Annotated in this window: 29 protein-coding genes, 1 tRNA gene and 1 pseudogene; 5 read left to right on the top strand and 26 right to left on the bottom strand. The window is 63.4% G+C overall.

Features of this window, described 5'->3' with window-relative positions; all coding sequences use genetic code 11:
• The first annotated feature begins 7 nt into the window (after positions 1-7).
• From QTH91_RS13185 to QTH91_RS13175, 3 genes are all read left to right on the top strand, one after another.
• Positions 8-322 carry a hypothetical protein gene (locus QTH91_RS13185; RefSeq protein ID WP_286660516.1) on the top strand — a complete coding sequence of 105 codons (315 nt, stop codon included), beginning with the start codon at positions 8-10 and terminating at the stop codon, positions 320-322.
• A 103-nt stretch (positions 323-425) separates the two neighbouring features.
• The gene (locus QTH91_RS13180; RefSeq protein WP_286660515.1) at positions 426-896 is read left to right on the top strand and encodes a MarR family winged helix-turn-helix transcriptional regulator; all 471 of its coding nucleotides are present in this window, start codon (positions 426-428) and stop codon (positions 894-896) included.
• Positions 893-2,425 (top strand): DHA2 family efflux MFS transporter permease subunit, encoded by a 1,533-nt coding sequence (locus QTH91_RS13175; protein WP_286660514.1) that lies wholly within the window; start codon positions 893-895, stop codon positions 2,423-2,425. Before QTH91_RS13180 ends, QTH91_RS13175 begins: the two co-directional genes overlap by 4 nt.
• A 54-nt stretch (positions 2,426-2,479) precedes the next feature.
• On the opposite strand, the gene QTH91_RS13170 is transcribed toward QTH91_RS13175, so the two are convergent.
• The 6 genes from QTH91_RS13170 to petA all read right to left on the bottom strand — a co-directional run bounded on the left by QTH91_RS13170 (position 2,480) and on the right by petA (position 6,772).
• Positions 2,480-2,555, bottom strand: a tRNA-Thr gene (locus QTH91_RS13170).
• Between the two features lie 52 nt (positions 2,556-2,607).
• The gene (locus tag QTH91_RS13165) at positions 2,608-3,180 is read right to left on the bottom strand and encodes a ClpXP protease specificity-enhancing factor (RefSeq protein ID WP_286660513.1); all 573 of its coding nucleotides are present in this window, start codon (positions 3,178-3,180) and stop codon (positions 2,608-2,610) included.
• A 78-nt stretch (positions 3,181-3,258) separates the two neighbouring features.
• On the bottom strand, positions 3,259-3,870 hold the full coding sequence (locus QTH91_RS13160) for a glutathione S-transferase N-terminal domain-containing protein (RefSeq protein ID WP_286660512.1): 612 nt from the start codon (positions 3,868-3,870) through the stop codon (positions 3,259-3,261).
• A 102-nt stretch (positions 3,871-3,972) separates the two neighbouring features.
• Positions 3,973-4,728: a cytochrome c1 gene (locus tag QTH91_RS13155; RefSeq protein ID WP_286660511.1), complete on the bottom strand. Its 756-nt coding sequence runs from the start codon at positions 4,726-4,728 to the stop codon at positions 3,973-3,975.
• 18 nt (positions 4,729-4,746) lie between these two features.
• The gene (locus QTH91_RS13150; protein WP_286660510.1) at positions 4,747-6,147 is read right to left on the bottom strand and encodes a cytochrome b; all 1,401 of its coding nucleotides are present in this window, start codon (positions 6,145-6,147) and stop codon (positions 4,747-4,749) included.
• 10 nt (positions 6,148-6,157) lie between these two features.
• Positions 6,158-6,772, bottom strand: coding sequence for a ubiquinol-cytochrome c reductase iron-sulfur subunit (petA, locus tag QTH91_RS13145; protein ID WP_286660509.1), 615 nt, complete (start codon positions 6,770-6,772; stop codon positions 6,158-6,160).
• 164 nt (positions 6,773-6,936) lie between these two features.
• Between petA and mscL the strand changes: the two genes are divergently transcribed.
• Complete coding sequence (mscL, locus tag QTH91_RS13140) at positions 6,937-7,368, top strand: large conductance mechanosensitive channel protein MscL (RefSeq protein ID WP_286660508.1); 432 nt, start codon at positions 6,937-6,939, stop codon at positions 7,366-7,368.
• Here mscL and pdxA read toward each other — a convergent pair.
• From pdxA to QTH91_RS13125, 3 genes are read right to left on the bottom strand one after another with little or no spacing between them, the layout of a single operon-like run.
• Positions 7,355-8,383, bottom strand: a complete 1,029-nt coding sequence (gene pdxA, locus QTH91_RS13135) for a 4-hydroxythreonine-4-phosphate dehydrogenase PdxA (RefSeq protein WP_286660507.1) — start codon at positions 8,381-8,383, stop codon at positions 7,355-7,357. The two genes, mscL and pdxA, sit on opposite strands and share 14 nt — an antisense overlap.
• Positions 8,384-8,399: 16 nt before the next feature.
• Complete coding sequence (locus QTH91_RS13130) at positions 8,400-9,173, bottom strand: Nif3-like dinuclear metal center hexameric protein (protein ID WP_286660506.1); 774 nt, start codon at positions 9,171-9,173, stop codon at positions 8,400-8,402.
• The gene (locus QTH91_RS13125; protein ID WP_286660505.1) at positions 9,170-10,507 is read right to left on the bottom strand and encodes an MFS transporter; all 1,338 of its coding nucleotides are present in this window, start codon (positions 10,505-10,507) and stop codon (positions 9,170-9,172) included. The genes QTH91_RS13130 and QTH91_RS13125 overlap by 4 nt, the downstream gene beginning before the upstream one ends.
• Positions 10,508-10,755: 248 nt before the next feature.
• On the opposite strand from QTH91_RS13125, the gene QTH91_RS13120 reads away from it, so the two are divergent.
• Entirely contained in the window at positions 10,756-11,913 is a 1,158-nt protein-coding gene (locus QTH91_RS13120; protein ID WP_286660504.1) for a S1C family serine protease, read from the top strand.
• 8 nt (positions 11,914-11,921) lie between these two features.
• Here the strand turns inward: QTH91_RS13120 and tatC are convergent, their stop codons facing one another.
• The 17 genes and pseudogenes from tatC to murA all read right to left on the bottom strand — a co-directional run bounded on the left by tatC (position 11,922) and on the right by murA (position 23,802).
• Positions 11,922-12,743, bottom strand: coding sequence for a twin-arginine translocase subunit TatC (gene tatC / locus QTH91_RS13115; RefSeq protein WP_286660503.1), 822 nt, complete (start codon positions 12,741-12,743; stop codon positions 11,922-11,924).
• A gap of 84 nt (positions 12,744-12,827) precedes the next feature.
• The gene (gene tatB / locus QTH91_RS13110) at positions 12,828-13,307 is read right to left on the bottom strand and encodes a Sec-independent protein translocase protein TatB (RefSeq protein WP_286660502.1); all 480 of its coding nucleotides are present in this window, start codon (positions 13,305-13,307) and stop codon (positions 12,828-12,830) included.
• Positions 13,308-13,336: 29 nt separating this feature from the next.
• Positions 13,337-13,573, bottom strand: coding sequence for a Sec-independent protein translocase subunit TatA (gene tatA, locus QTH91_RS13105; protein ID WP_286660501.1), 237 nt, complete (start codon positions 13,571-13,573; stop codon positions 13,337-13,339).
• A 46-nt stretch (positions 13,574-13,619) separates the two neighbouring features.
• Positions 13,620-13,979 (bottom strand): histidine triad nucleotide-binding protein, encoded by a 360-nt coding sequence (locus tag QTH91_RS13100; protein ID WP_286660500.1) that lies wholly within the window; start codon positions 13,977-13,979, stop codon positions 13,620-13,622.
• Positions 13,969-14,357, bottom strand: a pseudogene (locus QTH91_RS13095) (DUF4870 family protein). Before QTH91_RS13095 ends, QTH91_RS13100 begins: the two are co-directional and overlap by 11 nt.
• A gap of 55 nt (positions 14,358-14,412) precedes the next feature.
• Positions 14,413-14,781, bottom strand: coding sequence for a phosphoribosyl-ATP diphosphatase (locus QTH91_RS13090; protein WP_286660499.1), 369 nt, complete (start codon positions 14,779-14,781; stop codon positions 14,413-14,415).
• A gap of 13 nt (positions 14,782-14,794) precedes the next feature.
• Positions 14,795-15,184, bottom strand: a complete 390-nt coding sequence (gene hisI / locus QTH91_RS13085; RefSeq protein ID WP_286660498.1) for a phosphoribosyl-AMP cyclohydrolase — start codon at positions 15,182-15,184, stop codon at positions 14,795-14,797.
• Positions 15,185-15,227: 43 nt separating this feature from the next.
• A complete protein-coding gene (gene hisF, locus QTH91_RS13080) occupies positions 15,228-16,028 on the bottom strand; it encodes an imidazole glycerol phosphate synthase subunit HisF (protein ID WP_286660497.1) in 801 nt (266 codons plus the stop codon).
• Between the two features lie 43 nt (positions 16,029-16,071).
• Positions 16,072-16,905: a D-hexose-6-phosphate mutarotase gene (locus tag QTH91_RS13075; protein WP_286660496.1), complete on the bottom strand. Its 834-nt coding sequence runs from the start codon at positions 16,903-16,905 to the stop codon at positions 16,072-16,074.
• Positions 16,906-16,955: 50 nt separating this feature from the next.
• A complete protein-coding gene (hisA, locus tag QTH91_RS13070; protein ID WP_286660495.1) occupies positions 16,956-17,705 on the bottom strand; it encodes a 1-(5-phosphoribosyl)-5-[(5-phosphoribosylamino)methylideneamino]imidazole-4-carboxamide isomerase in 750 nt (249 codons plus the stop codon).
• A 25-nt stretch (positions 17,706-17,730) separates the two neighbouring features.
• Positions 17,731-18,378, bottom strand: a complete 648-nt coding sequence (hisH, locus tag QTH91_RS13065) for an imidazole glycerol phosphate synthase subunit HisH (RefSeq protein ID WP_286660494.1) — start codon at positions 18,376-18,378, stop codon at positions 17,731-17,733.
• A 56-nt stretch (positions 18,379-18,434) separates the two neighbouring features.
• The gene (gene hisB, locus QTH91_RS13060) at positions 18,435-19,067 is read right to left on the bottom strand and encodes an imidazoleglycerol-phosphate dehydratase HisB (RefSeq protein WP_286660493.1); all 633 of its coding nucleotides are present in this window, start codon (positions 19,065-19,067) and stop codon (positions 18,435-18,437) included.
• Positions 19,064-20,158 (bottom strand): histidinol-phosphate transaminase, encoded by a 1,095-nt coding sequence (gene hisC / locus QTH91_RS13055; protein ID WP_286660492.1) that lies wholly within the window; start codon positions 20,156-20,158, stop codon positions 19,064-19,066. Before hisC ends, hisB begins: the two co-directional genes overlap by 4 nt.
• A gap of 37 nt (positions 20,159-20,195) precedes the next feature.
• Positions 20,196-20,564, bottom strand: a complete 369-nt coding sequence (locus tag QTH91_RS13050) for a hypothetical protein (RefSeq protein ID WP_286660491.1) — start codon at positions 20,562-20,564, stop codon at positions 20,196-20,198.
• A 2-nt stretch (positions 20,565-20,566) separates the two neighbouring features.
• The gene (gene hisD / locus QTH91_RS13045) at positions 20,567-21,883 is read right to left on the bottom strand and encodes a histidinol dehydrogenase (protein ID WP_286660490.1); all 1,317 of its coding nucleotides are present in this window, start codon (positions 21,881-21,883) and stop codon (positions 20,567-20,569) included.
• A 3-nt stretch (positions 21,884-21,886) separates the two neighbouring features.
• Entirely contained in the window at positions 21,887-22,528 is a 642-nt protein-coding gene (gene hisG, locus QTH91_RS13040) for an ATP phosphoribosyltransferase (protein ID WP_286660489.1), read from the bottom strand.
• On the bottom strand, positions 22,525-23,802 hold the full coding sequence (gene murA / locus QTH91_RS13035) for a UDP-N-acetylglucosamine 1-carboxyvinyltransferase (RefSeq protein ID WP_286660488.1): 1,278 nt from the start codon (positions 23,800-23,802) through the stop codon (positions 22,525-22,527). The genes hisG and murA overlap by 4 nt, the downstream gene beginning before the upstream one ends.
• Between the last annotated feature and the right edge of the window lie 6 nt (positions 23,803-23,808).

Genomic DNA, 23,808 nt, shown 5'->3' with positions numbered 1-23,808 from the left:
ACGCATCTTGTCTTCCAGCAACCGCCGCAATACCTCGTTCACGCTCCAGCAGGCCGCGGACGCGTCCCCCGCGCTGGCCGGCCTGGCCGAGCGTGCTCGGGACGCGGCCGAGCGGCTCAAGGCCATCGAGGATCTGATTCCCCTGCCCTTGCGCTCTTCACTCGCGGCCGGGCCAGCCGACGGCGAAGAATGGTGCCTGCTCGTACAGGGCAATGCCGCGGCTGCCAAGCTGCGGCAAATGACGCCGATGCTGGTCAACCGCCTGCGGCAACGCGGCTGGAATGTGACGACGCTGCGCCTGAAAATTCGGTCGCATCGGTAGAAACGGCGTTCTCTCGGGTCTGCCAGTGCCGCAAGCACCCCGTGGCGACGCGATACCGCGTACTTGCAGACATTTAATAAGCATCTTTATAATATGCATGCTTATGAAAAAAGATTTCAGCCAGCGCCTGGGTTTCCTGGTCAATGACGTTGCGCGCATGTTCGGGGCGCAGTTCGATCGCTTGGCTCGCGAACGCATCGGCCTGTCGCGAGCCCAATGCCGCGTCCTTGGTGAGTTGGCGCGAGACGAAGAGCCACTTTCGCAAGCCGACCTGGCCCAACGGATGGAACTGACGCCGATGGCCATCGGCGGCTTGTGCGAGCGCCTGGAAGCAGGCGGGTGGATCGAGCGTCGTCCAAGCGCGGCCGACCGACGGGCCTACGAAGTTCATCTGGCGCCCAATGCCACGAAAGCCTTGGAAGACGCGATGGCCATCAGCGACGACATCCAGGCCGTGGCGCTGGCCGATCTGAATGCGGCTGAGAAGACTCAACTGATGGCCCTGCTCGGCCGCGTACGGCGCACGCTACTCGAAAGCCCCGGCAACGTCGCGACGAAGAGGCAAGACAGATGAGCCGCGCAGCCTCCGCTCCGGTACAGCACCGCGGCATGATCACCGTGGCCATCATGTTGGCCACCATCATGCAGGCGCTCGACACGACCATCGCCAATGTGGCTCTGCCGCACATGCAGGGCAGTCTGCAAGCCTCGCAGGACCAGATCACATGGGTGCTCACCTCCTACATCGTCGCGGCCGCTATCGCGCTTCCACTCACAGGCTGGCTCTGTGGCCAGTTCGGACGACGCAAGGTCTTTCTGGTTTCGGTTGTCGGCTTCACCATCGCTTCAGCGTTGTGCGGTCTGGCCGCATCAATGCCACAGATCGTGGCGGCCAGATTGCTGCAGGGGATCTTCGGCGCGGCCCTGGTCCCCTTGTCGCAGGCTGTGCTGCTGGACATCAATCCGCCTGAAAAAGTCGGACAGGCCATGGCCATCTGGGGCGCGGGGATCATGGTCGGCCCCATCCTGGGCCCTCTGCTGGGCGGATGGCTGACGGACAACTTCGATTGGCGATGGGTCTTCTTCATCAATCTCCCAGTGGGCATCGTGGCCTGGTGGGGCATCGCCCGCTTCCTTCCGGAAAATCGTCCCAAGGGCGAAAAGCTCGACGTCTTCGGCTTCGTGACGCTCAGCCTTTCCATCGGGATGTTGCAGCTCTTTCTAGACCGCGGCGAACAACTCGATTGGTTCGATTCCTGGGAGATCCGTCTTGAGGCTGCGACGGCCCTGGTGGCGTTCTGCTTCTTCGCGGTACACACTTGGACGGTCCAGGGCGTTTCCTTCTTCGATCGGCGGCTGCTCAAGGATCGCAACTTCGTCACCGGGCTGTTCTTTGCTTTCGTGGTCGGGATGATCCTGTATGCCACGATGGCGCTGCTGCCCAACTTCCTTCAAGGGCTGATGGGCTATCCCGTGGTCTACACCGGAGAAGTGACGGCGCCCCGAGGCATCGGGACCATGATCGCCATGATCATCGTTGGCCGGTTGGTGCAGCGCTTCGACGTCCGCGCCATCATGGCGGTGGGCTTCGGACTTACCGCCTTCTCGCTGTGGCAAATGACCCGCTTGACGCTGCAGATGGACAGCACCTTGATCGTCCTGTCCGGCTTCATCCAGGGCCTGGGTATCGGCTTCACGTTCGTGCCCCTGTCGACTGCAGCTTTCGCAACGCTGGCCCCCGAACTGCGCAATCAAGGCACGCCGGTGTTCAGCCTGCTGCGCAATATCGGCAGCAGCGTGGGCATCTCCATCGTGCAATCCATGCTCACCCAGGGCAGCGGCCGCGCTCATGCGCAAATCGCCGCCACTGTCGGCCCGGGCAACCACGCCTTGGCCAGCTTTCCGGCACTCGACAGTGCCACCAACTCGATGGCTGGGCTCGCGATGCTCAATAGCGAGGTGACGCGTCAGGGCGCGATGATCGGCTATCTGGACGATTTCGCCGTCATGATGATCATCACGTTGGTGACGATCCCGCTGCTGCTGCTCATCCGAAGCCCGAAACGCAAGGCATCGGGATCCGCCGTCGAGTTACCGCACTGAGCGGACTCTTCGCGGACCTTGCGTGCTCCGTGGCGAAGCGCGAATGGAATGGGGTGGTGCCGCTTGTCGGAATCGAACTGACGACCTACCGCTTACAAGGCGGTTGCTCTACCAACTGAGCTAAAGCGGCGCGGAAAGGATTCTACGATCGCCGACGCCCCGGCCGGGCGCGGCGCTGCTAATTACTTGACCCGCTTGAGCGAGGGCCTCGCACCACCGCCCGCAGGTGGCTTGGGCGGTGTTTCGTCGTCCCTGCTCGGCTTGGCACCTGTTGGCGAGCCTTCGGCATCCGCGCCGTCGGCAGGAACCAGATGGACCACGCGAGCGGGGTCCGAGTCGGCGCCACGACTCGCACCCTTGGTCTTTGCGGCGACCGGCGCGGCACCTTTGTCCGCCGGGACCGGTTGCGGCAGATCCTGCACCGAGGCGGGCTGAACTGGCGGAAACGCCATGCCTTGCCCGTTTTCGCGGGCATAGATGGCGATCACGCGGTTGACGGGCACCATGATGTCGCGTGCCACGCCAGCGAACCGGGCCTTGAACTCGATGTAGTCGTTGCCAAGCTTGAGTGCGCTGGTGGCGTCGAAGCTGATGTTCAGCACGATCTCGCCGTTCTTCACGTATTCGCGCGGGACTTGGACACTCTCGTCGACCTGCACCGCGACGTACGGCGTGAAGCCGTTGTCAGTGCACCATTCGTACAGAGCCCGGATCAAATAGGGCCGGGTGGAAGATGACTCGATCGCGCTGATCATTGATTGCTTGTCGTGCCGGTGTGTTGCCAGGCGTTAGCCTGCTCACCACTCTACTACCTGTGCGATTACGGCTCGCGCTTACTTGCGCATGACCTTCTCGGACGGCGTCAACGCCTCGATGTAGGCAGGCCGCGAGAAGATTCGCTCTGCGTACTTCAGGAGCGGAGCGGCGTTCTTGCTGAGGTCGATGCCGTAGTAGTCGAGTCGCCACAGCAGCGGAGCGATCGCCACGTCAAGCATCGAGAAGTTGTCGCCCAGCATGTACTTGTTCTTCAGGAACACGGGCGCAAGCTGAGTCAGGCGGTCGCGGATGTGCGAGCGGGCCTTTTCCAGTGCCTTGTCGTTGCCCTTGGTGCCACGATTTTCCAGAGCGGCAACGTGGACGAACAGTTCCTTCTCGAAATTGAGCAGAAACAGGCGGACGCGAGCACGGTCGACCGGATCGCCAGGCATCAGTTGCGGATGCGGGAAGCGCTCGTCGATGTATTCGTTGATGATGTTGGACTCATACAGGATGAGATCGCGCTCGACCAGGATCGGAACCTGGCCGTAGGGGTTCATTACACCGATGTCTTCGGGCTTGTTGTACAGATCGACGTCGCGAATCTCGAAATCCATGCCTTTCTCGAACAACACGAAGCGGCAACGGTGAGAGAAGGGGCAGGTGGTTCCTGAATAAAGCACCATCATGGCGAGAGACTCCTAAAAATCAAAAAGAGTGGGTCGCTCTACGCAACCCACTCTGAGGGACCGGCGGGCGCAGTCAGCGCGCCCTTTTCGACACCTTCGGACTTACTTGATGTCCTTCCAGTAAGCGGCATTGAGCCGCCACACGAATACCAGCAGAACGGACAGGAACAACAGCACCCATACGCCAAGGCGGATCCTGGTGTTCTGGGCCGGCTCGGCCATCCACTGCATGTAGCCAACCAGATCGCCGACCGCTTGGTCGAACTGAACCGGCGTCAACTTGCCAGGCTTGACCTGTTCCCACCCGGCAAAGGCATGAACCTTGTGGCCATGCTCTTCGACTTCCTTGTAGACGGGTCGGCGCTCGCCTTGCAGTTCCCAAAGCGCATTCGGCATAGCCACACTCGGAAACACCAAGTTGTCCCAACCCGTGGCTTTGCTCGAATCACGATAGAACGTACGAAGGTAGGTGTAGAGGTAATCAGCACCCGTGCCACCGTGTCCGGCCCGCGAACGCGCCACCAGCGTGAGGTCGGGAGGAACCGTGCCAAACCAGCCCTTTGCGTCGCGCGCATTGAAGTTGGCCTGCATGGTTTCGCCCACCTTGTCGGTGGTGAACAGCAGATTATCCTTGATCTGCTGTTCGGTGATTCCGATGTCCTTCAGGCGGTTGTAGCGCATGAACGCTGCCGAGTGGCAGTTGAGGCAGTAGTTGACGAACAACTTGGCCCCATTTTGCAATGCGCCCATATCGGTCGTCCGGTCGGGTGCCTTGTCCCATGCGATGCCGCCTTCGGAAGCATGCGCACCTACAGCAATGCCCAGGGCCGCAACGATCGTGAGGATGATCTTCTTCATTGTTCTACGCTCCCGCCATCAGTGGGCCGAATAGGTCACGCGATCGGGCACCACCTTGAACTCACCCAGGCGACTCCACCAGGGCATCAGCAGGAAGAAACCGAAATAGAAGAGCGTGCCGACCTGCGAAACCCGCTCGCCGGTGGGCGACGGAGGCTGCACGCCCAGGTAGGCCAGCACCACGAAGTTGATGACAAAAACGCCGTAGACGTACTTGTGCCAATCGGGGCGGTAGCGGATCGACTTGACCGGGCTGTGATCGAGCCAGGGCAGGAAGAAGAGGATGATCACGGCGCCACCCATGACGACCACACCCCAGAACTTGGCGTCGATGGTCAACATCATTGCAGCCACCGCCACCGCGGCGATCACGATGAGCACCTTGAAAGCAGTGATCAGCCGAGCCTTCCAGACCCCGAGCGCAGCGGCAGCGACGACGCAAGCGATGAGCGCGTACATCATCTCGCCGGTGATCGCACGCAACATCGAATAGAAGGGCGTGAAATACCAGACCGGAGCGATGTGGTTGGGCGTCTTGAGCGAGTCGGCCGGGATGAAGTTGTTGTACTCCAGGAAATAGCCGCCTGCCTCGGGGGCAAAAAAGATTACCGCCGAGAAGATCATCAAGAAGACCACCACGCCGAAGATGTCGTGCACCGTGTAGTACGGATGGAACGGAATCCCGTCGATGGGGCGGCCCTTTGCGTCCTTGTTGGCCTTGATCTCCACACCATCAGGATTGTTGGAGCCGACTTCGTGCAGCGCGATCAGGTGCGCTACCACCAGGCCCAGCAGCACCAGCGGCACCGCAATCACGTGGAAGCTGAAGAAGCGATTGAGCGTAGCGTCGCTCACCACGTAATCGCCGCGGATCAGCAGAGCCAGGTCCGGGCCGATGAAGGGAATGGCGGAGAACAGGTTCACGATCACCTGTGCACCCCAGTAGCTCATCTGGCCCCAAGGCAGCAGGTAACCCATGAAGGCCTCGGCCATAAGGCACAGGAAGATGGCGCAACCGAAGATCCACACGAGTTCACGCGGCTTGCGGTAACTGCCGTACAGCAGCCCGCGGAACATGTGCAGATACACCACCACGAAGAACGCCGAGGCGCCAGTGGAGTGCATGTAGCGGATGAGCCAACCCCACGGCACGTCCCGCATGATGTACTCGACGGACGCGAAGGCAAGGTTCGCGTCGGGCTTGTAGTGCATCACGAGGAAGATGCCGGTAACGATCTGGATGACCAGCACCAGCAATGCCAACGAGCCGAAGATGTACCAAAAATTGAAGTTCTTCGGCGCGTAGTACTCGCCCATGTGCTCGTTGTAGAGCTTGGACAGGGGAAAGCGGTTGTCGACCCAGTTCAGCAGCTTCTGGCTGGCGGCGGCGTTGGGAGAGATTTCCTTGTATTCAGCCATGTTCCTGTCCTCAAGCCTTCTTGTCTTCGCCAATCAGAAGGCGCGTGTCGGACAGATACATGTGCGGCGGCACCGGGAGGTTGTCCGGCGCCGGCTTGTTCTTGAAGACCCGCCCCGCCAGGTCGAAGGTCGATCCGTGGCATGGGCAGAGAAAGCCCCCTTGCCAGTCCGCCGGCAACGAAGGCTGCGGGCCCGCTTGAAGCTTGTCGATGGGGGAGCAGCCCAAGTGCGTGCAGATCCCGACCACGACCAGGACGTCGGGCTTGATCGAGCGATGCTCGTTCTGGGCGTACTTGGGCGTGAATTCGTCCGGATGGCGCTTGGACTGGGGATCCGCCAATTCGCCGTCGTGCTTGGGCAACTCGGCGATCTGCTCCGGCGTGCGCTTGAGGATCCACACCGGCTTGCCACGCCATTCGACGGTGACCTTTTCACCCGGCTTGAGGGCGCCGATGTCCACCTCGACCGGAGCGCCAGCAGCCTTGGCCCGTTCGGAGGGCTCGAATGTGCTCACAAAGGGAACGGCAGTGGCCACTCCTCCCACCACACCCGCACAACTGGATGCGATCAACCATGTCCTCTTGCTACTGTCGATCCGGCCCGGGCCGACGGATGTCTCACTCATGGGTTCCTCAATCTTTTGCGTTGGGGTACTACTGGGAGGGTCAGCGGACGATTGTAGCGGAGCGTAATTGTTGAACTCAACGATCAAGCCGGGTAGAACTGTCCCTGTGTTGTGGGCACGCGTCCCTATACTGGCGCTTCTTGTAACCAAACATCGGAATCACCATGGGTTTCATGACCGAGTTTCGCGAATTTGCCGTCAGGGGCAACGTGGTCGACCTCGCCGTGGGCGTCATCATCGGCGGCGCATTCGGCAAGATCGTCGACTCGCTGGTCAAGGACATCATCATGCCGTTGGTCGGCCTGGTCTTTGGCAAGCTGGATTTCTCCAATCTGTATGTCGTCCTGGGCAACGTTCCCGCCGGGGTCAACAACAATCTGCCCGAGCTGCAGAAGGCGGGCGTGCCGGTCCTGGCCTATGGCAACTTCATCACCATCGCAGTCAACTTCATCATCCTGGCCTTTGTCATCTTCTTGATGATCAAGCAGATCAATCGACTGCGGGCCGAGCCGGATCCGAAGCCTGCCGAGGCGCCTCCGCCGCCCGAAGACATCGCGCTGCTGCGCGAGATCCGCGACAGTCTCAAGCGCCCCTGAGCATCCGGCGCGCCATGCGGATGGCCTCGATCAGACTCGAGGCATCCGCGCGGCCTGTGCCCGCGAGGTCGAAGGCCGTGCCGTGATCAGGGCTGGTGCGCACCAGCGGCAGCCCAAGGGTGACGTTCACGCCCTGCTCCACACCGAGGTACTTGACCGGAATCAGACCCTGGTCGTGATACATCGCGATAACGGCATCGAACTCACCCTGCCGTGCACGCATGAAAACGGTGTCCGGGGCATGGGGGCCGCTGGCGTCGATGCCTCGAGCGCGCGCCGCGGCGACAGCGGGCTCGATGACCTCCCGCTCCTCCGAACCGAAAAGCCCACCCTCTCCCGCATGCGGGTTCAGGCCAGCGACGCCCAGACGCGGCGAGCGGCCGAGCAGGCGTTGCAGAGAGGCCTCGGCAATGTCCAGCGTCTGAGAAATGCCTTCGAAGGTCACCGCGTCGATCGCATGACGCAGTGACATGTGAATGCTCACCAGCACCGTGCGCAACTCCTGATTGGCCAGCATCATGCGCACCGGCATCTGGGTTGGCGAAACGCCTGCATGCCGAGCCGCCTCGTACTGCAGCAGTTCCGTATGGCCGGGAAACTCGAACCCGGCTGCGGACAGTGCTTCCTTGTGCAGCGGCGCCGTCACCAGGCCCGCCACATCGCCGGCCAGTGCGGCCCTGGCGGCCCACTGCACCGACTCACCTGCTGCGCGTCCCGCCGATGCGCTCACTTCGCCCCAGCGGACGCCTGTCGGCACCGCCGCCGCCTGCAATACCGGCAGACAACCAGGCGGCACTTGCATGACCTGCAGCGGAGATTCGATCAGGGCGACGGGGATCGGAGGAGTTCCGGGCGCTGCGACGGCGACCGCCGCCTTGCGCATGCAGCCCAGGTCGCCGGCCACGAAGGCCGCGCGAGTCAATTCGGGCTGATCACGAAACGCCTTGACGACGATCTCGGGCCCGATGCCGGCCGGATCGCCCATCGTGATGGCCAGCGGTGCGGTGGAGTCCATCAAAAGCTTCGCTCGCTCATGCGGGATTGTCGATATCGATGAACTCATGCTGAAGGCCCAACTGGGCCGCGACATGCCCGGCAACGGCAGGCGCGCCGTAGCGCTCGGACGCGTGGTGTCCACAGGCGATGAACGTGACGCCCATCTCACGCGCGTAGTGAGCCTGCGGCTCCGAGATCTCGCCGGTGATGAACGCATCTGCACCGGCCGCGATCGCCGCCTCGAAGTACCCCTGTGCACCGCCAGTGCACCAGGCAATCTGCCGGATGGGACGATCCGCGCCTTCAACCGTCACGACATGGCGCCCCAGCGCCTTTTCCACATGCGCGGCAAGTTCGCCACTCGAGGCAAAAGCCTCGCCGTTCACTGGCGAGCCGAGAAACCCCAGTTCCTGGTCACCGAAACGGCCTGAAGTGCCGGCGTGGGCGGACAAGCCCAGCTTGACGCCCAGCTGGGCATTGTTGCCAAGCTCCGGATGCGCGTCCAACGGCAGGTGATAGGCAAAGAGGTTCACATCGTCGCCAAGCAGAAGCCCCAGCCGCTGGCGCATCCAGCCCGTGACACGCCCGTCCTGGCCGCGCCAGAACAAGCCGTGATGCACGAAGATGGCATCCGCCTGCGCCTGAATGGCCGCCTCGATCAGGTCCCGGCTTGCCGTCACGCCGGAGACGATCTTTCGGACGGTCGTACGCCCTTCCACCTGCAGGCCGTTGGGTCCGTAGTCCCGGAAGCGCTCAGGCGCAAGCAGCAGGTCGAAGGCGTGGAGAAGTTCGTGCCGTGTCGTGCTCATCGCGGCATTGTCGCGCCGGCGGCTGCCTCGCGCATGCCGTGGCCGCGGTGCGCCAGCGGCAAAAGCGCCAGCAGCGCGCCGAGGATGGCCACCGCGCCTACATAGTGGGCCGGGGCCAGAGGAGCGCGCTGCAACCACACCGTAAGAACGATGGGCGTCAAGCCACCGAAGATGGCATAGGACATGTTGTAGGCGAATGACAGCCCAGAAAAGCGCACTGCCGCCGGGAATGCGCGCACGCCGGCGATCGGCACCGTGGCGATCGTTCCCACGAACAGACCGACCAGACCGTATTGCCATACCAGCGAAGCGCTGTTGCCAGGCAGGCTGGTGTAGAAAAGATAAGAGCTGGCAAACAGGCCAGCCCAACCCACCAGCATGACGGCGCGCGTGCCGAAGCGATCGGTGGCCCAACCGACCAGAATGCAACCGAGCGTCAGCGTGAGTGTTGCCAGGCAGTTGGCTTGAAGCGCCAGTGTTGCCGGTACGTGATGCACCTTCTGCAAATAGGTCGGCGTGTACAGGACAACCACGACAATCGCCGCCGACAGGACCCAGGTCAACAGACCCACGTAGAGCGCCGCCCCTCGGTGATCGCGCAGCACGGTCTTGATCGGCAGTTCAGCGTCCTGCCGGCGACGCTGTGCCAGTTCCTTGAACACCGGGGTCTCGTGCAGGAAGCGACGCAGGTAGACCGACACCAAGCCGAACACACCGCCGAGGATGAACGGAATGCGCCATGCGTGGTCATGGATCTGCTCCGCCGAGAAATGGGCGTTGATCGCCACCGCCACCAGCGAGCCGAGCAGGATGCCGCCAGTGATGCCCGCGGTCAGTGTCCCCACACCCAGTCCATAGCGCTGAGACGGCACGTGCTCGGCCACGAAGACCCATGCACCCGGCATCTCTCCGCCAATGGCCGCGCCCTGCAGGATGCGCATCGCCAACAACAGCAACGGCGCCGCCACGCCGATCGCGGCATAAGTCGGGAGCAAGCCGATCACGAGGGTGGGCGCAGCCATGAGGAAGATGCTGAGGCTGAACATGCGCTTGCGGCCCAGTCGGTCACCAAAGTGCGCAATGACGATGCCGCCGAGCGGCCGCGCCAGATAGCCTGCCGCAAAGATGCCGAAGGTCTGCAATTGCCGCAGCCAGTCGGGCATGTCGACCGGGAAAAACAGGGCGCTGAGTACCGTGGCAAAGAAGACGTAGATGACGAAGTCGTAGAACTCGAGCGTGCCGCCGAGTGCAGACAGGGCAAGGGTCTTGTAGTCGCGAGCGTCGAGCAGGCGCTGCGGCGCCTCGGCCGCATTTGAATTGGCTTGGGAGATCATGTCGTTCTGTCGAGCTGGAAAAGGTCGTACGCGCTGTCCCCGGGGTGCGGGACAGAAAGACGCCAGACGAAGAAGCGAGGGTGTTTGCCTTGCCGGCGGGGATGCGGCCCGTTTTGAGACACGCATGCCAATGCTAAGGGTTAACCCTCTATAGCGCCTGACGACCGACGCATAGTCGACCGATGCACCGGTGATTGAGGCTTTCGGGCAAATGGGACAATGCGGCGCATCATTACCCTCAACTTTCAATGAAGCGCTTCTGGTTGCTCTTTTCGCAGGCCGTCACGGTCCTGTTGGCCGGCTACTTCGTCGTCTCGACGCTCAAACCCGAATGGGTGCGCCAGGGACCAACCTCGCTGGGCGGCGTGGTCTCCGTGATCCAGGCGCCGTCGAGCGGCGTGAGTCAGCCAGCTGCCGGCAGCTTGGCGGCCGCGGCCCAGCGTGCTTCGCCGGCGGTCGTGAGCATCAATACCAGCAAAGCCGCATCGCGCGACCCTCGCAGTGACGATCCGTGGTTTCGCTTCTTCTTCGGCGACCAGGACAATCAGCCGCAAATGGGCCTGGGCAGCGGGGTGATCGTCAGCCCACAGGGCTACATCCTCACGAACAACCACGTCGTCGCTGGAGCCGACGAGATCGAAGTCACGCTCAATGACGCTCGCCGCGCCGATGCGAAGATCATCGGGACCGATCCCGACACCGATCTGGCGGTCCTCAAGATCGAACTGGACCGCCTGCCTACCATCTCGCTGGGCAACTCCGATTCGCTGCAGGTGGGCGATCAGGTCCTTGCCATCGGCAACCCCTTCGGCGTAGGTCAGACCGTCACCAGTGGGATCGTCTCGGCATTGGGGCGCAACCAGCTGGGCATCAATACCTTCGAGAATTTCATCCAGACCGATGCGGCCATCAACCCGGGCAATTCAGGTGGGGCGCTGGTCGATGTGAACGGGAATCTCGAAGGCATCAATACCGCCATCTATTCGCGCTCCGGGGGAAGCATGGGCATCGGGTTTGCCATTCCCGTCTCGACGGCAAAGCAGGTGCTGCAGGACATCGTCAAGGATGGCAAGGTCACCCGGGGCTGGATCGGCGTCGAGCCGAACGACCTGTCCACCGAACTGGCCGAGACGTTTGGCGTCAAGGCAGACCGGGGCGTGATCATCACAGGCGTTCTTCAAAACGGCCCGGCCGCACGCGCCGGCCTGCGACCCGGTGACGTCATCACCAAAGTGGCGGACACGGAAATCGGGAACGTGCAGCAGCTTCTGACAACCGTGGCTGCGCTGAAACCGGGCACGGCCACTCGGTTCGACCTTCAGCGCGGGAGTTCATCGCTCCAAGTGGACGTCACGCCGGTACCGCGTCCGAGCACGCCGCTGCGCAGGCTGCCGGAACGCGAATAGCGTCTCGGTTACGAGGAAGACGGGGTGGAGTCCGCCTTGTCGCCGCCCTCTCGCTCTTCCGGCGACCTGGAGAAGCGCACGTAGTAGCGTGCGCCCCAGATGCCCACCTCGTAGAGCAGGATCATCGGCACCGCCAGCGCCAGTTGCGAGATCACATCCGGCGGCGTGAGCACGGCTGCGACGATGAAGGCGCCGACGACGAAATAGCCCCGCATCGCCTTGAGCTTTTCGATGGTCACCATCTCGAAGCGCACCAGCAGCATCACGACGATCGGGACCTGAAAAGCCACGCCGAAGGCCAGATACAGCGACAGAATCGACTCGACGTAAGACGCGATGTCCGGCGTGGCCGCCACGCTGGCCGGCGTGAAGTGCTGAATAAAGTTGAACATCTTGTCCAGCACGAAGAACTGCACGAAGGCAATGCCAGCGTAGGCAAGAAGGCTGCCGAAGATGATGAGCGGCAACGCGAATTTCTTTTCGTGGCTGTAAAGGCCAGGCGCCACGAACATCCAGATCTGGTACATCAACCAGGGCAGAGACAGCAGCACCGCCGCCATCATCAGCACCTTGACCGGCACGAAGAAGGGCGAGAACACACCCACAGCGATCAGCTTGGCGTCCGGAGGCATGTGCGCGCGGATCGGGGTGGCGACCCAGTCGATGAGCCCGGAGGGCCCGGGCCAGATCGCCAGCAGCACTCCGGCGATAACCAGGCCGTAAATGCAATAGATCAGCCTGTCGCGCAACTCCATCAGGTGCGCAACGAAAGGCTGCTCGGTGCCCTCGAGCTCGTCTTCCTTGTTCTTGTCGGTATCGGATTTGGCCATGGAGTGGGGCGCAATCAGCCGGGATTCGGCTCGGGTTCGAGTTGATCAGGATGTGGCGCGCAAGGCGCCACCGCGCGGCTGTTGCTAGTCGATCCTGTGGGGGCGAAAGCGCGCGACACGCGCCGCACCGGACTGCGCCCGGGTACGCACGCCGCTGCGGGACTTGTACCACTGGGGCGTGGCGCCACGCTTGAGGCGCCAGTTCTTGCGCGGGTTTTTGTACTCCGGATAGCTCACCGGCGTTTCCAGCGGTGTGTTCCAGGCGCCGTCGGACGCGGCCGCCTCGGCGCCGACACCCTCGAGCTGCTGCTGCACGTCGCGCGCATTGTCGCGCACGCTCTGCTCGGCTTCGCGGGCAGCGTCTTCGAAGCTGTCCTTCATCTTGCGCAGCTCGTCCAACTCCATCGACCGATTGACCTCGGCCTTGACGTCGTTGACGTAGCGCTGCGCCTTGCCGAGCAGCGTGCCCACCGTGCGGGCTACGCGCGGCAGCTTTTCCGGACCAATGACGATCAGCGCAACGACGCCGATCAACGCCAGCTTGGAGATGCCAAGGTCAAGCACGTCGAATTCTTCGGACCGTCAACCGCAGCTCAGGACTTGTGACGCGCTTCGACATCAATGGTCGGCTTCTCGGCCTGCGCATTGTTGTTGGTCACTTGCTGCGCCGGGGCTTCCGGTGCGTCGGCCGAACCGTCCTTCATGCCGTCCTTGAATCCCTTGACGGCGCCACCGAGATCGGAGCCGATGTTCTTCAACTTCTTGGTGCCGAAGACGAGCAAGACGATCACCAGCACGACCAGCCAATGCCAGATGGAAAACGAACCCATGGAAATGCTCCTGAAATGTTGCTTGAATTTTACGCGGCGTGGGGCATCAGCCCTTCAACCAGGGTCTGGGGCCGCCCATGACGTGCACATGGAGATGATGCACCTCCTGTCCGCCCTCGACACCCGTATTGACCACCACACGATAACCGCCATCCGGATAGGGCCGGCAGCCATTCTCCACGGCCAGGCTCGGCGCCAGCGTCATGATCTTGCCCATGAGGGCAGCATCTTCCTGGGTCAACTGAGCCATCGAGGCGATGTGTCTTTTGGGCACCAGCAAAAAGTGCACCGGCGCCCAGGGCGCAATGTCGTGGAAGCCGATCAGCTCGTCATCTTCGTAGATTTTGCGCGCAGGAATCTTGCCGTCGACGATCTTGCAGAAGATGCAGTTGGGATCAGACGACATTCGCGGGCTCCATGGGTTGGTTGGCGTTCATGCGCACCATGCCTTTGACAATGCGGTAGAGGAACCAAAGAGAGATCAATCCCCAGGCGATCCAGCCGGGCACCAGGAACAGAAGCCAAAGCGGCGCCGTCACCAGGTAGAGCACGCCCGCCCAAAGCACCGAGCGGATGCGCCAGCTGAAATGCGAGGCTTGCCAGGTTCCGGTGGCATCGTCTCGCTTGACCAGATCGATGACCAGGGCCAGCAGCAGCAGCGCAATCGAAGCCTGTGCCATTGGCAAGACGGCCCGATGGCCACGACCAGATGGAGCAGATAGCTCACCCACCCCCAGGTCTTGAGGGAATCGTTGTCCGGTACGGGGACGAGTTCTTGGCTCATGGGAACCTCCTTGAAGCGATCAGGGGCATGCGGCCGATTGGGGAAACAGCAAAGCTCAGTCTTCATTGGCCTCACGGGCCTGGGCCTTGCGCAGCGCTTTTTCCTCGATGCCACTGGTGCCTTCTCGGCGAGCCAGCTCGGCGACGACGTCTGCGGGCGACAGGCCGAAGTGGGCCAGAGCAATCATGCTGTGGAACCACAGATCAGCCACTTCGTTGACCAGCTTGATGCGGTCGCCACCATGTTCAGCATCCTTGGCGGCCATGACCACCTCGGTCGCTTCCTCGCCCACCTTCTTTAGAAACGCATCGGGCCCCTTGTGCAGCAGCCGCGCCACGTAGCTGGCGTCGGGGTTGCCACCATGGGCGGGCAGCCTGCTCTCGATCACGGCGGCGAGGCGGTTGAGGGTATCGGTGCTGCTCATCATCGGTTCGGGCCTATTTGTAGATGCTTTCCGGGTCTTTCAAGACAGGCTCGGTCGCAACCCACTGCCCATTGTCGTACTTGCTGAAGAAGCAACTGTGGCGGCCGGTGTGGCAGGCAATGCCGGGCTCGTGGCCCAGTTGCGTGACCTTGAGCAGCACCACGTCGTTGTCGCAATCGATGCGGATTTCGTGCACCGACTGCATGTGGCCGGACTCCTCGCCCTTGAACCACAACTTGCCGCGCGAGCGGCTGAAATACACGGCGCGGCCCAACTCGGCCGTCTTGGCGAGCGCCTCGCGGTTCATCCAGGCGAACATCAGCACATCGCCGGATCCGGCTTCCTGCGCGATCACGGGCACGAGGCCGTTCGCATCCCACTTCACTTCATCGAGCCAGTTCATCGGAACATTGTCCCATCCCGGCAATACCCGGTGTGGCGCATGCTCACAGCCGGACCGGAATGCCGCGCGCGGCCATGCAGGCCTTGGCCTCACCCACCGTGAATTCGCCGTAGTGGAAGATGCTGGCCGCCAGGACCGCATCGGCGCCACCGGCCTGGATGCCGTCGGCCAGATGGTCCAAGTTGCCGACCCCGCCGGATGCGATGACGGGCACGCTGACCGCATCGCTCACCTGACGCGTCAATTCGAGGTCGAAGCCGCTCTTGGTGCCATCGCGATCCATGCTGGTCAGGAGGATCTCACCAGCACCTCGACGCGCCATTTCAACTGCCCATCGGACAGCGTCCAGGCCAGTGTTCTTGCGCCCGCCATGGCTGTAGACATCCCAGCCGGGGCCGACCGGCCGCCCGTCCGCGCCGATGCGCTGCGCATCGTCGGCGGTGCGACGCTTGGCGTCGATGGCTACCACGATGCATTGCGCGCCGTACTTGGCCGACGCGTCCGATATCACTTGCGGATTGGCAATTGCCGCAGAGTTGAAGCTGGTCTTGTCCGCTCCCGCATTGAGCAGGCGACGCACATCGGCCACCGTGCGCACGCCGCCGCCCACCGTCAGCGGAATGAAGACCTGCGACGCGACAGCCTCGATGATCGGCAGGATGAGGTCGCGCTCGTCACTGGTGGCGGTGATGTCGAGGAAGGTCAGTTCGTCGGCGCCCTGGGCGTTGTAGCGGGCGGCAATTTCTACCGGGTCGCCGGCATCGCGCAACTCCACGAAATTGACGCCTTTGACGACGCGACCGCCGGTCACGTCCAGGCAAGGGATGATTCGCTTGGCAAGCATGGGGTTTGATGAGGTAGATCGCGTTCTGCGCGTTGGGGCTGGCTCAATCGAGGCTCAGTTCCTGCCAGCCGGTCCACTGCCCGCCGCCTGTCAGCATCACGGGCTCGTCGATGCGGGCTGCCTCGACGCACAGCATGTGGCGAAACCCGTCATCCGGCATGTCGGCCAGGCGGGCCGAAAGGTCCACACCGGGGTTCCAGACCACGGTTTCGGACAGGCTCGCGCTTTGCGTGACGCTCAAGGCGCCCGCGGGCTGCGTCACCCGTACGCCTTGGGCCGGCGCCGCATAGACGCTGTCGAACTCGCTGGTGAAACGCAGGACAGCCGCCGTCTCGACGTGCCGGTCGTCACGGACCGCATCCCAGCGACGGGCGCCTTGGAGCCCCTCGAGAGCAACGTCCGAGATGTCGTCCACGCGCAGATACGTGTGCAGCGCAGCAGCGAACGTCCAGGGCTCGCCACCCGTGTTGGCAACCTCGAGTTCGACGCGCAACCGCCGGGGCAGCAGGCGGACCCGGAGGCGCACGCTGAACGAATGAGGCCACCATTCGCGTGTCGCGGCATCATCGTGCAGCACCAGCGAAAGCACGTCATCCCCCGCCGCGTCGCCGTCGGACTGCCAGACGACATTGCGGGCGAACCCGTGCTTGGGCAATGGTCCACGCAGATTGAACTGGGGAAAGCAGATCGGAATGCCGCCGCGAATCGCGCTGTGGCCATCGAGCAACGCACGCGGGCTGAGATACAGGCGCTCCTTGCCCTCGCAAACCCAGGACAGCACCTGGGCCCCCTGGAGCGCGACCACGACGCTGTCACCTGAATGCAGTTCGAGCCGCAACGCCGGAAGTCCGTGGAAATTGATGGTTTGGACAGTCATGGCGGCCGGCTCGTCAACCGGTGGATGCGGGTGGTGGATGAACGTCGCGATCAGTCGCTTGCGCCAGCCAGTGCATCGGCACGTTGCTGCGCGGCGGCGAAGTCGAGGTCGCCCGTGTAGATGGCGCGCCCGCAGATCACACCTTCGACGCCTTCGCGCTCGACGGCGCACAACTGCTCGATGTCCGCCATGCCGGACAAGCCACCGGAGGCGATGACCGAAATGCTCAGTGCCTGCGCCAGGCGAACCGTGGCGTCGATGTTGATGCCCGAGAGCATGCCGTCGCGACCGATGTCGGTATAGATGATCGACTCGACACCATAGTCTTCGAACTTCTTGCCCAGGTCGGCCACCTCGTGGCCGGTGAGCTTGCTCCAGCCATCGGTGGCCACCTTGCCGTCCTTGGCATCCAGGCCCACGATGATGTGACCGCCAAAGGCACTGCACGCATCCTTGAGAAAACCGGGGCTCTTAACCGCCGCGGTCCCGATGATGACGTAACGCAGGCCGTCGTCGATGTAGCGCTCGATCGTGTCTAGGTCGCGGATGCCGCCGCCCAGTTGGACGGGGATCTCGTCACCCACTTCTCGCAAGATGGCCTTGATGGCCGCATGGTTCTGCGGCTTGCCGGCAAACGCACCATTGAGGTCGACCAGATGCAACCGGCGCGCGCCGGCCTCCACCCACTTGCGCGCCATGGCGGCGGGGTCTTCGCCAAAGGTGGTGGATTGGTCCATGTCGCCTTGCTTCAGGCGAACGCAACGGCCGTCCTTGAGATCGATAGCGGGAATCAGCAGCATGGCAAGGGCACCCCGAAATGGGGGCTCAGGGGGTCCAGTGGAGAAAGTTTTGATACAGGCGCAACCCGAAGTCCGCGCTCTTTTCTGGGTGGAACTGGGTCGCAAAAATATTATCGCGGGCCACGGCGGCGGTAAAGCTGCCACCGTAATCCGCCTCGCCCACGCTGTGGAGGGGATCGTCCGGCCGAGCATAGAAGCTGTGGACGAAGTAGAACCACGCGTCATCTGGCACGCCGCCCCAGATCGGATGGGGTCGGGCCTGCCGCACCTGGTTCCAACCCATCTGAGGCACTTTGTAACGGCTGCCGTCCGGCTGCAGCCTGCCGTCGAGCTCGAAGCGCACGACGCGGCCGGGAATCAGGTCCAGGCCATCCGTACCACCTTCTTCGCTGTGCGAAAGCAGCATCTGCATGCCCACACACACGCCGAAAAGTGGCTTGCTGGCCGCCGCCTCGAGCACCGACTCGAGCAAGCCGGACTCACGAAGCTCGCGCATGCAGTCGGGCATCGCCCCCTGCCCGGGAAGGACCACGCGTGTGGCGTCACGCACCACCTGCGGATCGGAGGTGACAAAAACCTGAACCCCGGCCCGATCGGCCGCATGCATGACCGCCTGCGATACCGATCGCAGGTTGCCCATGCCGTAGTCGACCACGGCCACCGTATCAGCCATGGCGAGGGCTCCCGAAAGACTGGAACATCAAGGATTGCACGAGAAAGGGCGACGGATCAGAGCGATCCCTTGGTCGACGGAATGATGCCGGCTGCGCGAGGATCGAGCTCCAGCGCGGCGCGCAGTGCGCGGGCGAAAGCCTTGAAGATGGTCTCGCACTGATGGTGCGCATTGACGCCCTTGAGGTTGTCGATGTGCAGGGTGACCAGCGCGTGATTGGCAAAGCCCTGGAAGAATTCGAAGGCCAGCTGCGTGTCGAAACCGCCGATGGCGCCGCTCGTGAACTTGACGTCCATCTCGAGGCCAGGCCGGCCCGAAAAATCGATGACCACGCGCGACAGGGCCTCGTCCAGCGGAACGTAGGCATGGCCGTAGCGGCGGATGCCGCGCTTGTCGCCCACGGCCTTGGCCACCGCCTGGCCGAGCGTGATGCCAACATCTTCCACCGTGTGGTGGCCGTCGATGTGCAAGTCGCCCTCGCAATCGATGGCCAGGTCGATCAGGCCGTGGCGGGCGATCTGGTCGAGCATGTGGTCGAAAAAGCCGATGCCTGTGGCCAGTTGCGCCTTGCCGCTCCCGTCCAGGTTCAGGCTGACTTTGATTTTGGTCTCGGCCGTGTTGCGCTGCACCTGCGCGGTGCGCGCCTCAGCAACAGCGGTGACGGATTCGGGGGCCGTGGGGGTATTCATAGTGATTGCTCGAGCGCCGCCAGCATCTGCCTGTTCTCGTCGGTCGTCCCGACCGTCAGGCGCAGACAATTGGCCAGCAACGGGTGCATTTTAGAAACGTTCTTGATGAGTACGCCGCGTTCCTTCATGCCTTCGAAGGTCTTGCCGGCGTCCCGCACGCGGATGAGCACCATGTTGGCCTGGCTTGGCCAGCGCTGCACGCCCAGCCGATCGAGTGCCGATTCGACCACGTCTCGTTCCTTGCGGATGGCCGCCGCCTGCTCGGCGAAGACGTCCGCATGCTCCAGGGCAAAGAGCGCAGTCTCGCAATTGAGGACGCTGACGTTGTAGGGCGGCCGCACCTTGTCCACCTCGGCGATCAGCGCCTGCGGCCCCATCAGGTAGCCCAGGCGAATCCCGGCCAGGCCGAACTTGCTGAGCGTGCGCATGAGCAAGACGTGCTGATGCCGTGCCATGCGCTCGATGTAGCTCTTGGAGGCAAAGGGTTGGTAGGCCTCGTCGATCACCACCAGTCCGCCCTGCCGGCCCTGGGCCATGACGATGCGCTCGATCGACTCGTCATCCCAGAGATTCGCGGTGGGGTTGTTCGGATAGGCCAGGTAGACGATGGCTGGGTTTTCCTTCTCGATGGCAGCGAGCATGGCCGCCTCGTCCAGTTCGAAGTCGGCGCTCAGAGGTACGCCGACGAAGCGCAGACCCTGCAACTGGGCGCTCATCGCGTACATGACAAACCCCGGGACCGGAGCCAGGATGGCGGCGCCCGGCAGGTCGCAGGCCATCGCCAGAAGCGAAATGAGTTCGTCCGAGCCATTGCCCAACATGAGCGAAAAGCCCTCGGGCAGTCCCGCATGGTTTGCCAGCGCACGCACCAGGTCAGCGCCGCGATCGCCCGGATATCGGTTGATCGCAAGCTGGCCCAGGCGCCGGCCCAGGGCTTCCTGGAGCATCGGCGGCAGGGCGTACGGATTCTCCATCGCGTCGAGCTTGATCAGGCCGCGCGCGTCCTGGACGGCATAGGCGTGCATGGATTGCACGTCATCGCGGATGCGCTGCAATGCGGGGATGTCGGATTTCGTACTCTGGGCGGTCATCGCATGAATTCGGGTGGTTCGGGACACGGCAACGGCGTCAGCGAGTGCAGCGGTAGCTGCCCTGAAGCGCTGCCTCCATGACCAGTTGGACCGGCATGTCGGCCTCGTACAGGTCGGCATGACGACTGATCTCGCCCTGATAGAGCAGGCGCGCCATTGAAGGCTCCAGGCGGCGACCCTCGACGCAGAACGACGGTTTCTGGCCACGGCGCTGCGCACTCTCGTTCGCATAACGGATGCCCTCCATCACGCCCACGAGGTAATAGCTGGCCAGCAGCTTGCCGTTGTCCTTGTCGTCGGCCTCCAGGGTGCGCAGTTCGCGGATGCTCATAGCTTGGGCGGCCTCCGCGCCGAGCAGCAGGAGCCCGCCCAGCACAAGAATCGGCATGGCACGCAACAGACGCATGTCTAGCCCAGGCGCAGGCGAGCGGCCTCGGCGTGAGCCTGAAGGCCCTCGCCTTCGGCCAGGATGACCGCCACCGGGCCTAGTACCTGAGCCCCCGCCGCGCTGACTTCGATCAGGCTGCTGCGCTTCTGGAAGTCGTAGACACCGAGCGGACTCGAGAAGCGCGCCGTCCCGCTGGTGGGCAGCACGTGGTTGGGCCCGGCGCAGTAGTCGCCCAGGCTCTCGCTGGTATAGCTGCCAAGGAAGATGGCACCGGCGTGACGCAACAGCGGTTCCCAACGATGGGGTTCGTTGCTGCTCACCTCGAGGTGTTCCGGCGCAATGCGGTTGCTGATCTCACAGGCCTCCTGCATGGTGCGCGTATGAATCAAGGCACCGCGGCCATTGAGGCTCGCCGCGATGATTTCGGCGCGGGGCATGGTGGGCAGGAGTCGGTCGATTTCAGCTTGCACGCGATCGATGTAGGCGGGCTCGGGGCACAGAAGAATGCTTTGCGCCAATTCGTCGTGCTCCGCCTGGCTGAACAGGTCCATCGCCACCCAGTCGGGCGGCGTGGTTCCATCGGCCAGAACCAGGATTTCGCTTGGACCGGCGATCATGTCGATGCCCACCGTACCGAACACCCGGCGCTTGGCGGCCGCCACGTAAGCATTGCCGGGGCCGGTGATCTTGTCGACCGCCGGCACCGTTGCCGTGCCGTACGCGAGCGCACCTATCGCCTGCGCCCCGCCGATGGTGAAGGCGCGGCTGACGCCGGCCACATGGGCCGCGGCGAGCACCAGCGGATTGCGCTCGCCTCCGGGTGTCGGGACGACCATGATGATTTCAGAAACGCCAGCCACATGCGCAGGAATGGCGTTCATGAGCACGCTGGACGGATACGCGGCCTTGCCGCCCGGCACATAGATGCCCACGCGGTCCAGGGGCGTCACTTTCTGCCCGAGCAGACTGCCATCCGCGTCCCTGTAGCTCCAGCTTTCGCCGCAGGCCTTTTTCTGCGCTTCGTGATAGCTGCGTACGCGCTGCGCGGCGTTTTCGAGGGCGCTTCGCTGCGCAGGCGGCAACGACTCGAAGGCGGCGCGCAGTTCGTCGGCGCCCAGTTCGAGCGCCTGCATGTTCTTCGCATCCAGACGGTCGAAACGCGCGGTGTACGCCATCACAGCCTCGTCGCCGCGTGACTGGACATCGGCCAGGATCTCGGCGACGCGCTGCTCGATGGCCGCGTCGGTATCCGCCGACCAATGCAGCCGCGCCTTGAACTGGGCCTCGAAGTCCGGCGAGTCCGTGGACAGTCTCAGGGGCTTGGCTTGCAAATTCATGGTTCAGGCTTGCGGCGTGGCCGACGCGAAAGCGTCGATGATTCGGCGGATGGGCTCGCGCTTGAGCTTGAGCGCGGCCTGGTTGACAACCAGTCTCGCGCTGATGTCCATGATGCGCTCCACCTCCACCAATTGGTTGGCGCGCAAGGTGTTGCCCGTGGAAACGAGGTCGACGATGGCGTCGGCCAGTCCAGTCAGCGGGGCAAGCTCCATGCTGCCGTAGAGTTTGATCAGGTCGACGTGAACGCCCTTGGTGGCGAAGAATTCGCGCGCCAGGCCGACGTATTTGGTGGCCACCTTGATGCGCGCGCCCTGGCGCACGGCCGAGGCGTAGTCGTAGTCCGCCCGCACCGCCACGCTCAGGCGGCAAGCGGCAATCTTCAGGTCGAGCGGCGAATACAGCCCCTGATTGCCATGCTCGAGCAGCACGTCCAACCCTGTCACGCCGAGGTCGGCGCCGCCATACTGCACGTAGGTCGGCACGTCGGAGGCGCGCACCAGAACCACCTGCACATCGGGCCGGTTGGTCGGGAGGATGAGCTTGCGTGACTTGTCCGGGTCTTCGCTCACCTCGATGCCGGCCGCAGCAAGCAGCGGGATGGTCTCCTCGAAGATGCGTCCCTTGGAGAGAGCAAGCGTGATCACGCGGCCACCCCTTTCACGCGCTCGATGTCGGCGCCCAGCAGCCGCAGCTTGTGTTCCATGCGTTCGTAGCCGCGGTCGAGGTGGTAGATGCGGTCGACCAGGGTCTCTCCGTCGGCCACCAGGCCGGCGATGACCAGGCTGGCGGAGGCGCGCAGGTCCGTGGCCATGACGGTCGCGCCCGACAACTGCTGCACACCCTTGATGACGGCCACCTTGCCGTCGGTCTGAATGTCGGCGCCCAGCCGCATCATCTCGTCGACGTGCATGAAGCGATTCTCGAAGATGGTTTCGGTGACCGTGGACGTGCCTTGCGCAATGACGTTGAGCGCCATGAACTGCGCCTGCATGTCGGTCGGGAACCCGGGGTATTCGGTGGTGCGAAAGCTCTGCGCACGCAGCCGGCCGGAAGCCTTGACGCGCACGCCATCGGGCGTGGCCGTCACCTCGGCGCCCGCCTCCCGCAGCTTCTCGATCACGGCGTCCATGTGGTCGGCGCGGGCGTGGCGCAGTAGCACGTCACCCCCCGCCGCCGCGACGGCACACAGGAAGGTGCCTGCCTCGATACGGTCGGCCACCACCTGATGCGTGCAGCCGGACAAGCGCTCGACGCCCTGGATCCGAATTCGGCTGGTGCCGTGGCCCTCGATACGTGCGCCCATTGCGATCAGCATCTCTGCCAGATCGGTGATCTCGGGTTCTTGAGCGGCGTTCTCCAGAACGGTCTCGCCTTCGGCCAGCGCGGCAGCCATCAGGAAGTTCTCGGTGCCTGTGACGGTCACCATGTCGGTGGTGATGCGCGCACCGTGAAGGCGACGGCGACCACCGCCGATTCGCGCCATCATGTAGCCGTGCTCGACCGTGATGTCGGCGCCCATGGCGTGCAGGCCCTTGATGTGCTGGTCGACCGGGCGCGAACCGATGGCACATCCGCCAGGCAGCGACACCTTCGCCTGTCCGAACCGAGCGACGAGCGGCCCCAGGGCCAGCACCGACGCACGCATGGTCTTGACCAACTCATACGGCGCCTCGGGATTGCCGAGGTCGCTGGCGTTCAAGGTGACGGTGCCATCGTCCTGGCGGTCGACGGCAACGCCCATGTTGCGCACCAGCTTGAGCATGGTGGACACGTCCTGCAAGGCCGGCACATTGCGCAGCACGACTTCCTGATCGGTCAGGAGTGCCGCGCACAGTTCGGGCAAGGCGGCATTCTTGGCGCCGGAGACGGAAACTTCGCCGTGGAGCTGGCGCCCACCGCGAATCAGCAGTTTGTCCATGATGTT

It is taken from the genome of Variovorax dokdonensis (assembly GCF_030316895.1).
GTDB classification, from domain to species: domain Bacteria; phylum Pseudomonadota; class Gammaproteobacteria; order Burkholderiales; family Burkholderiaceae_C; genus Variovorax; species Variovorax dokdonensis.
Note: the sequence above shows the minus strand (reverse complement) of the source record. Positions and strands in the feature narration are given on the sequence as shown.

Excerpts from the sequence above, each read along its gene's own strand:
- mscL (WP_286660508.1), top strand. The coding sequence starts at position 6,937 with ATGGGTTTCATGACCGAGTTTCGCGAATTTGCCGTCAGGGGCAACGTG.
- QTH91_RS13130 (WP_286660506.1), bottom strand. The coding sequence starts at position 9,173 with ATGAGCACGACACGGCACGAACTTCTCCACGCCTTCGACCTGCTGCTT.
- QTH91_RS13050 (WP_286660491.1), bottom strand. The coding sequence starts at position 20,564 with ATGCGTCTGTTGCGTGCCATGCCGATTCTTGTGCTGGGCGGGCTCCTG.
- QTH91_RS13155 (WP_286660511.1), bottom strand. The coding sequence starts at position 4,728 with ATGAAGAAGATCATCCTCACGATCGTTGCGGCCCTGGGCATTGCTGTA.
- QTH91_RS13120 (WP_286660504.1), top strand. The coding sequence starts at position 10,756 with ATGAAGCGCTTCTGGTTGCTCTTTTCGCAGGCCGTCACGGTCCTGTTG.
- tatC (WP_286660503.1), bottom strand. The coding sequence starts at position 12,743 with ATGGCCAAATCCGATACCGACAAGAACAAGGAAGACGAGCTCGAGGGC.
- QTH91_RS13125 (WP_286660505.1), bottom strand. The coding sequence starts at position 10,507 with ATGATCTCCCAAGCCAATTCAAATGCGGCCGAGGCGCCGCAGCGCCTG.
- hisF (WP_286660497.1), bottom strand. The coding sequence starts at position 16,028 with ATGCTTGCCAAGCGAATCATCCCTTGCCTGGACGTGACCGGCGGTCGC.
- QTH91_RS13180 (WP_286660515.1), top strand. The coding sequence starts at position 426 with ATGAAAAAAGATTTCAGCCAGCGCCTGGGTTTCCTGGTCAATGACGTT.
- QTH91_RS13100 (WP_286660500.1), bottom strand. The coding sequence starts at position 13,979 with ATGTCGTCTGATCCCAACTGCATCTTCTGCAAGATCGTCGACGGCAAG.
- hisI (WP_286660498.1), bottom strand. The coding sequence starts at position 15,184 with ATGAACTGGCTCGATGAAGTGAAGTGGGATGCGAACGGCCTCGTGCCC.
- hisB (WP_286660493.1), bottom strand. The coding sequence starts at position 19,067 with ATGAATACCCCCACGGCCCCCGAATCCGTCACCGCTGTTGCTGAGGCG.
- hisC (WP_286660492.1), bottom strand. The coding sequence starts at position 20,158 with ATGACCGCCCAGAGTACGAAATCCGACATCCCCGCATTGCAGCGCATC.
- QTH91_RS13090 (WP_286660499.1), bottom strand. The coding sequence starts at position 14,781 with ATGAGCAGCACCGATACCCTCAACCGCCTCGCCGCCGTGATCGAGAGC.
- murA (WP_286660488.1), bottom strand. The coding sequence starts at position 23,802 with ATGGACAAACTGCTGATTCGCGGTGGGCGCCAGCTCCACGGCGAAGTT.
- QTH91_RS13150 (WP_286660510.1), bottom strand. The coding sequence starts at position 6,147 with ATGGCTGAATACAAGGAAATCTCTCCCAACGCCGCCGCCAGCCAGAAG.
- petA (WP_286660509.1), bottom strand. The coding sequence starts at position 6,772 with ATGAGTGAGACATCCGTCGGCCCGGGCCGGATCGACAGTAGCAAGAGG.
- hisH (WP_286660494.1), bottom strand. The coding sequence starts at position 18,378 with ATGGCTGATACGGTGGCCGTGGTCGACTACGGCATGGGCAACCTGCGA.
- pdxA (WP_286660507.1), bottom strand. The coding sequence starts at position 8,383 with ATGGACTCCACCGCACCGCTGGCCATCACGATGGGCGATCCGGCCGGC.
- QTH91_RS13165 (WP_286660513.1), bottom strand. The coding sequence starts at position 3,180 with ATGATCAGCGCGATCGAGTCATCTTCCACCCGGCCCTATTTGATCCGG.
- QTH91_RS13075 (WP_286660496.1), bottom strand. The coding sequence starts at position 16,905 with ATGACTGTCCAAACCATCAATTTCCACGGACTTCCGGCGTTGCGGCTC.
- QTH91_RS13160 (WP_286660512.1), bottom strand. The coding sequence starts at position 3,870 with ATGATGGTGCTTTATTCAGGAACCACCTGCCCCTTCTCTCACCGTTGC.
- hisA (WP_286660495.1), bottom strand. The coding sequence starts at position 17,705 with ATGCTGCTGATTCCCGCTATCGATCTCAAGGACGGCCGTTGCGTTCGC.
- QTH91_RS13175 (WP_286660514.1), top strand. The coding sequence starts at position 893 with ATGAGCCGCGCAGCCTCCGCTCCGGTACAGCACCGCGGCATGATCACC.
- tatA (WP_286660501.1), bottom strand. The coding sequence starts at position 13,573 with ATGGGTTCGTTTTCCATCTGGCATTGGCTGGTCGTGCTGGTGATCGTC.
- hisD (WP_286660490.1), bottom strand. The coding sequence starts at position 21,883 with ATGAATTTGCAAGCCAAGCCCCTGAGACTGTCCACGGACTCGCCGGAC.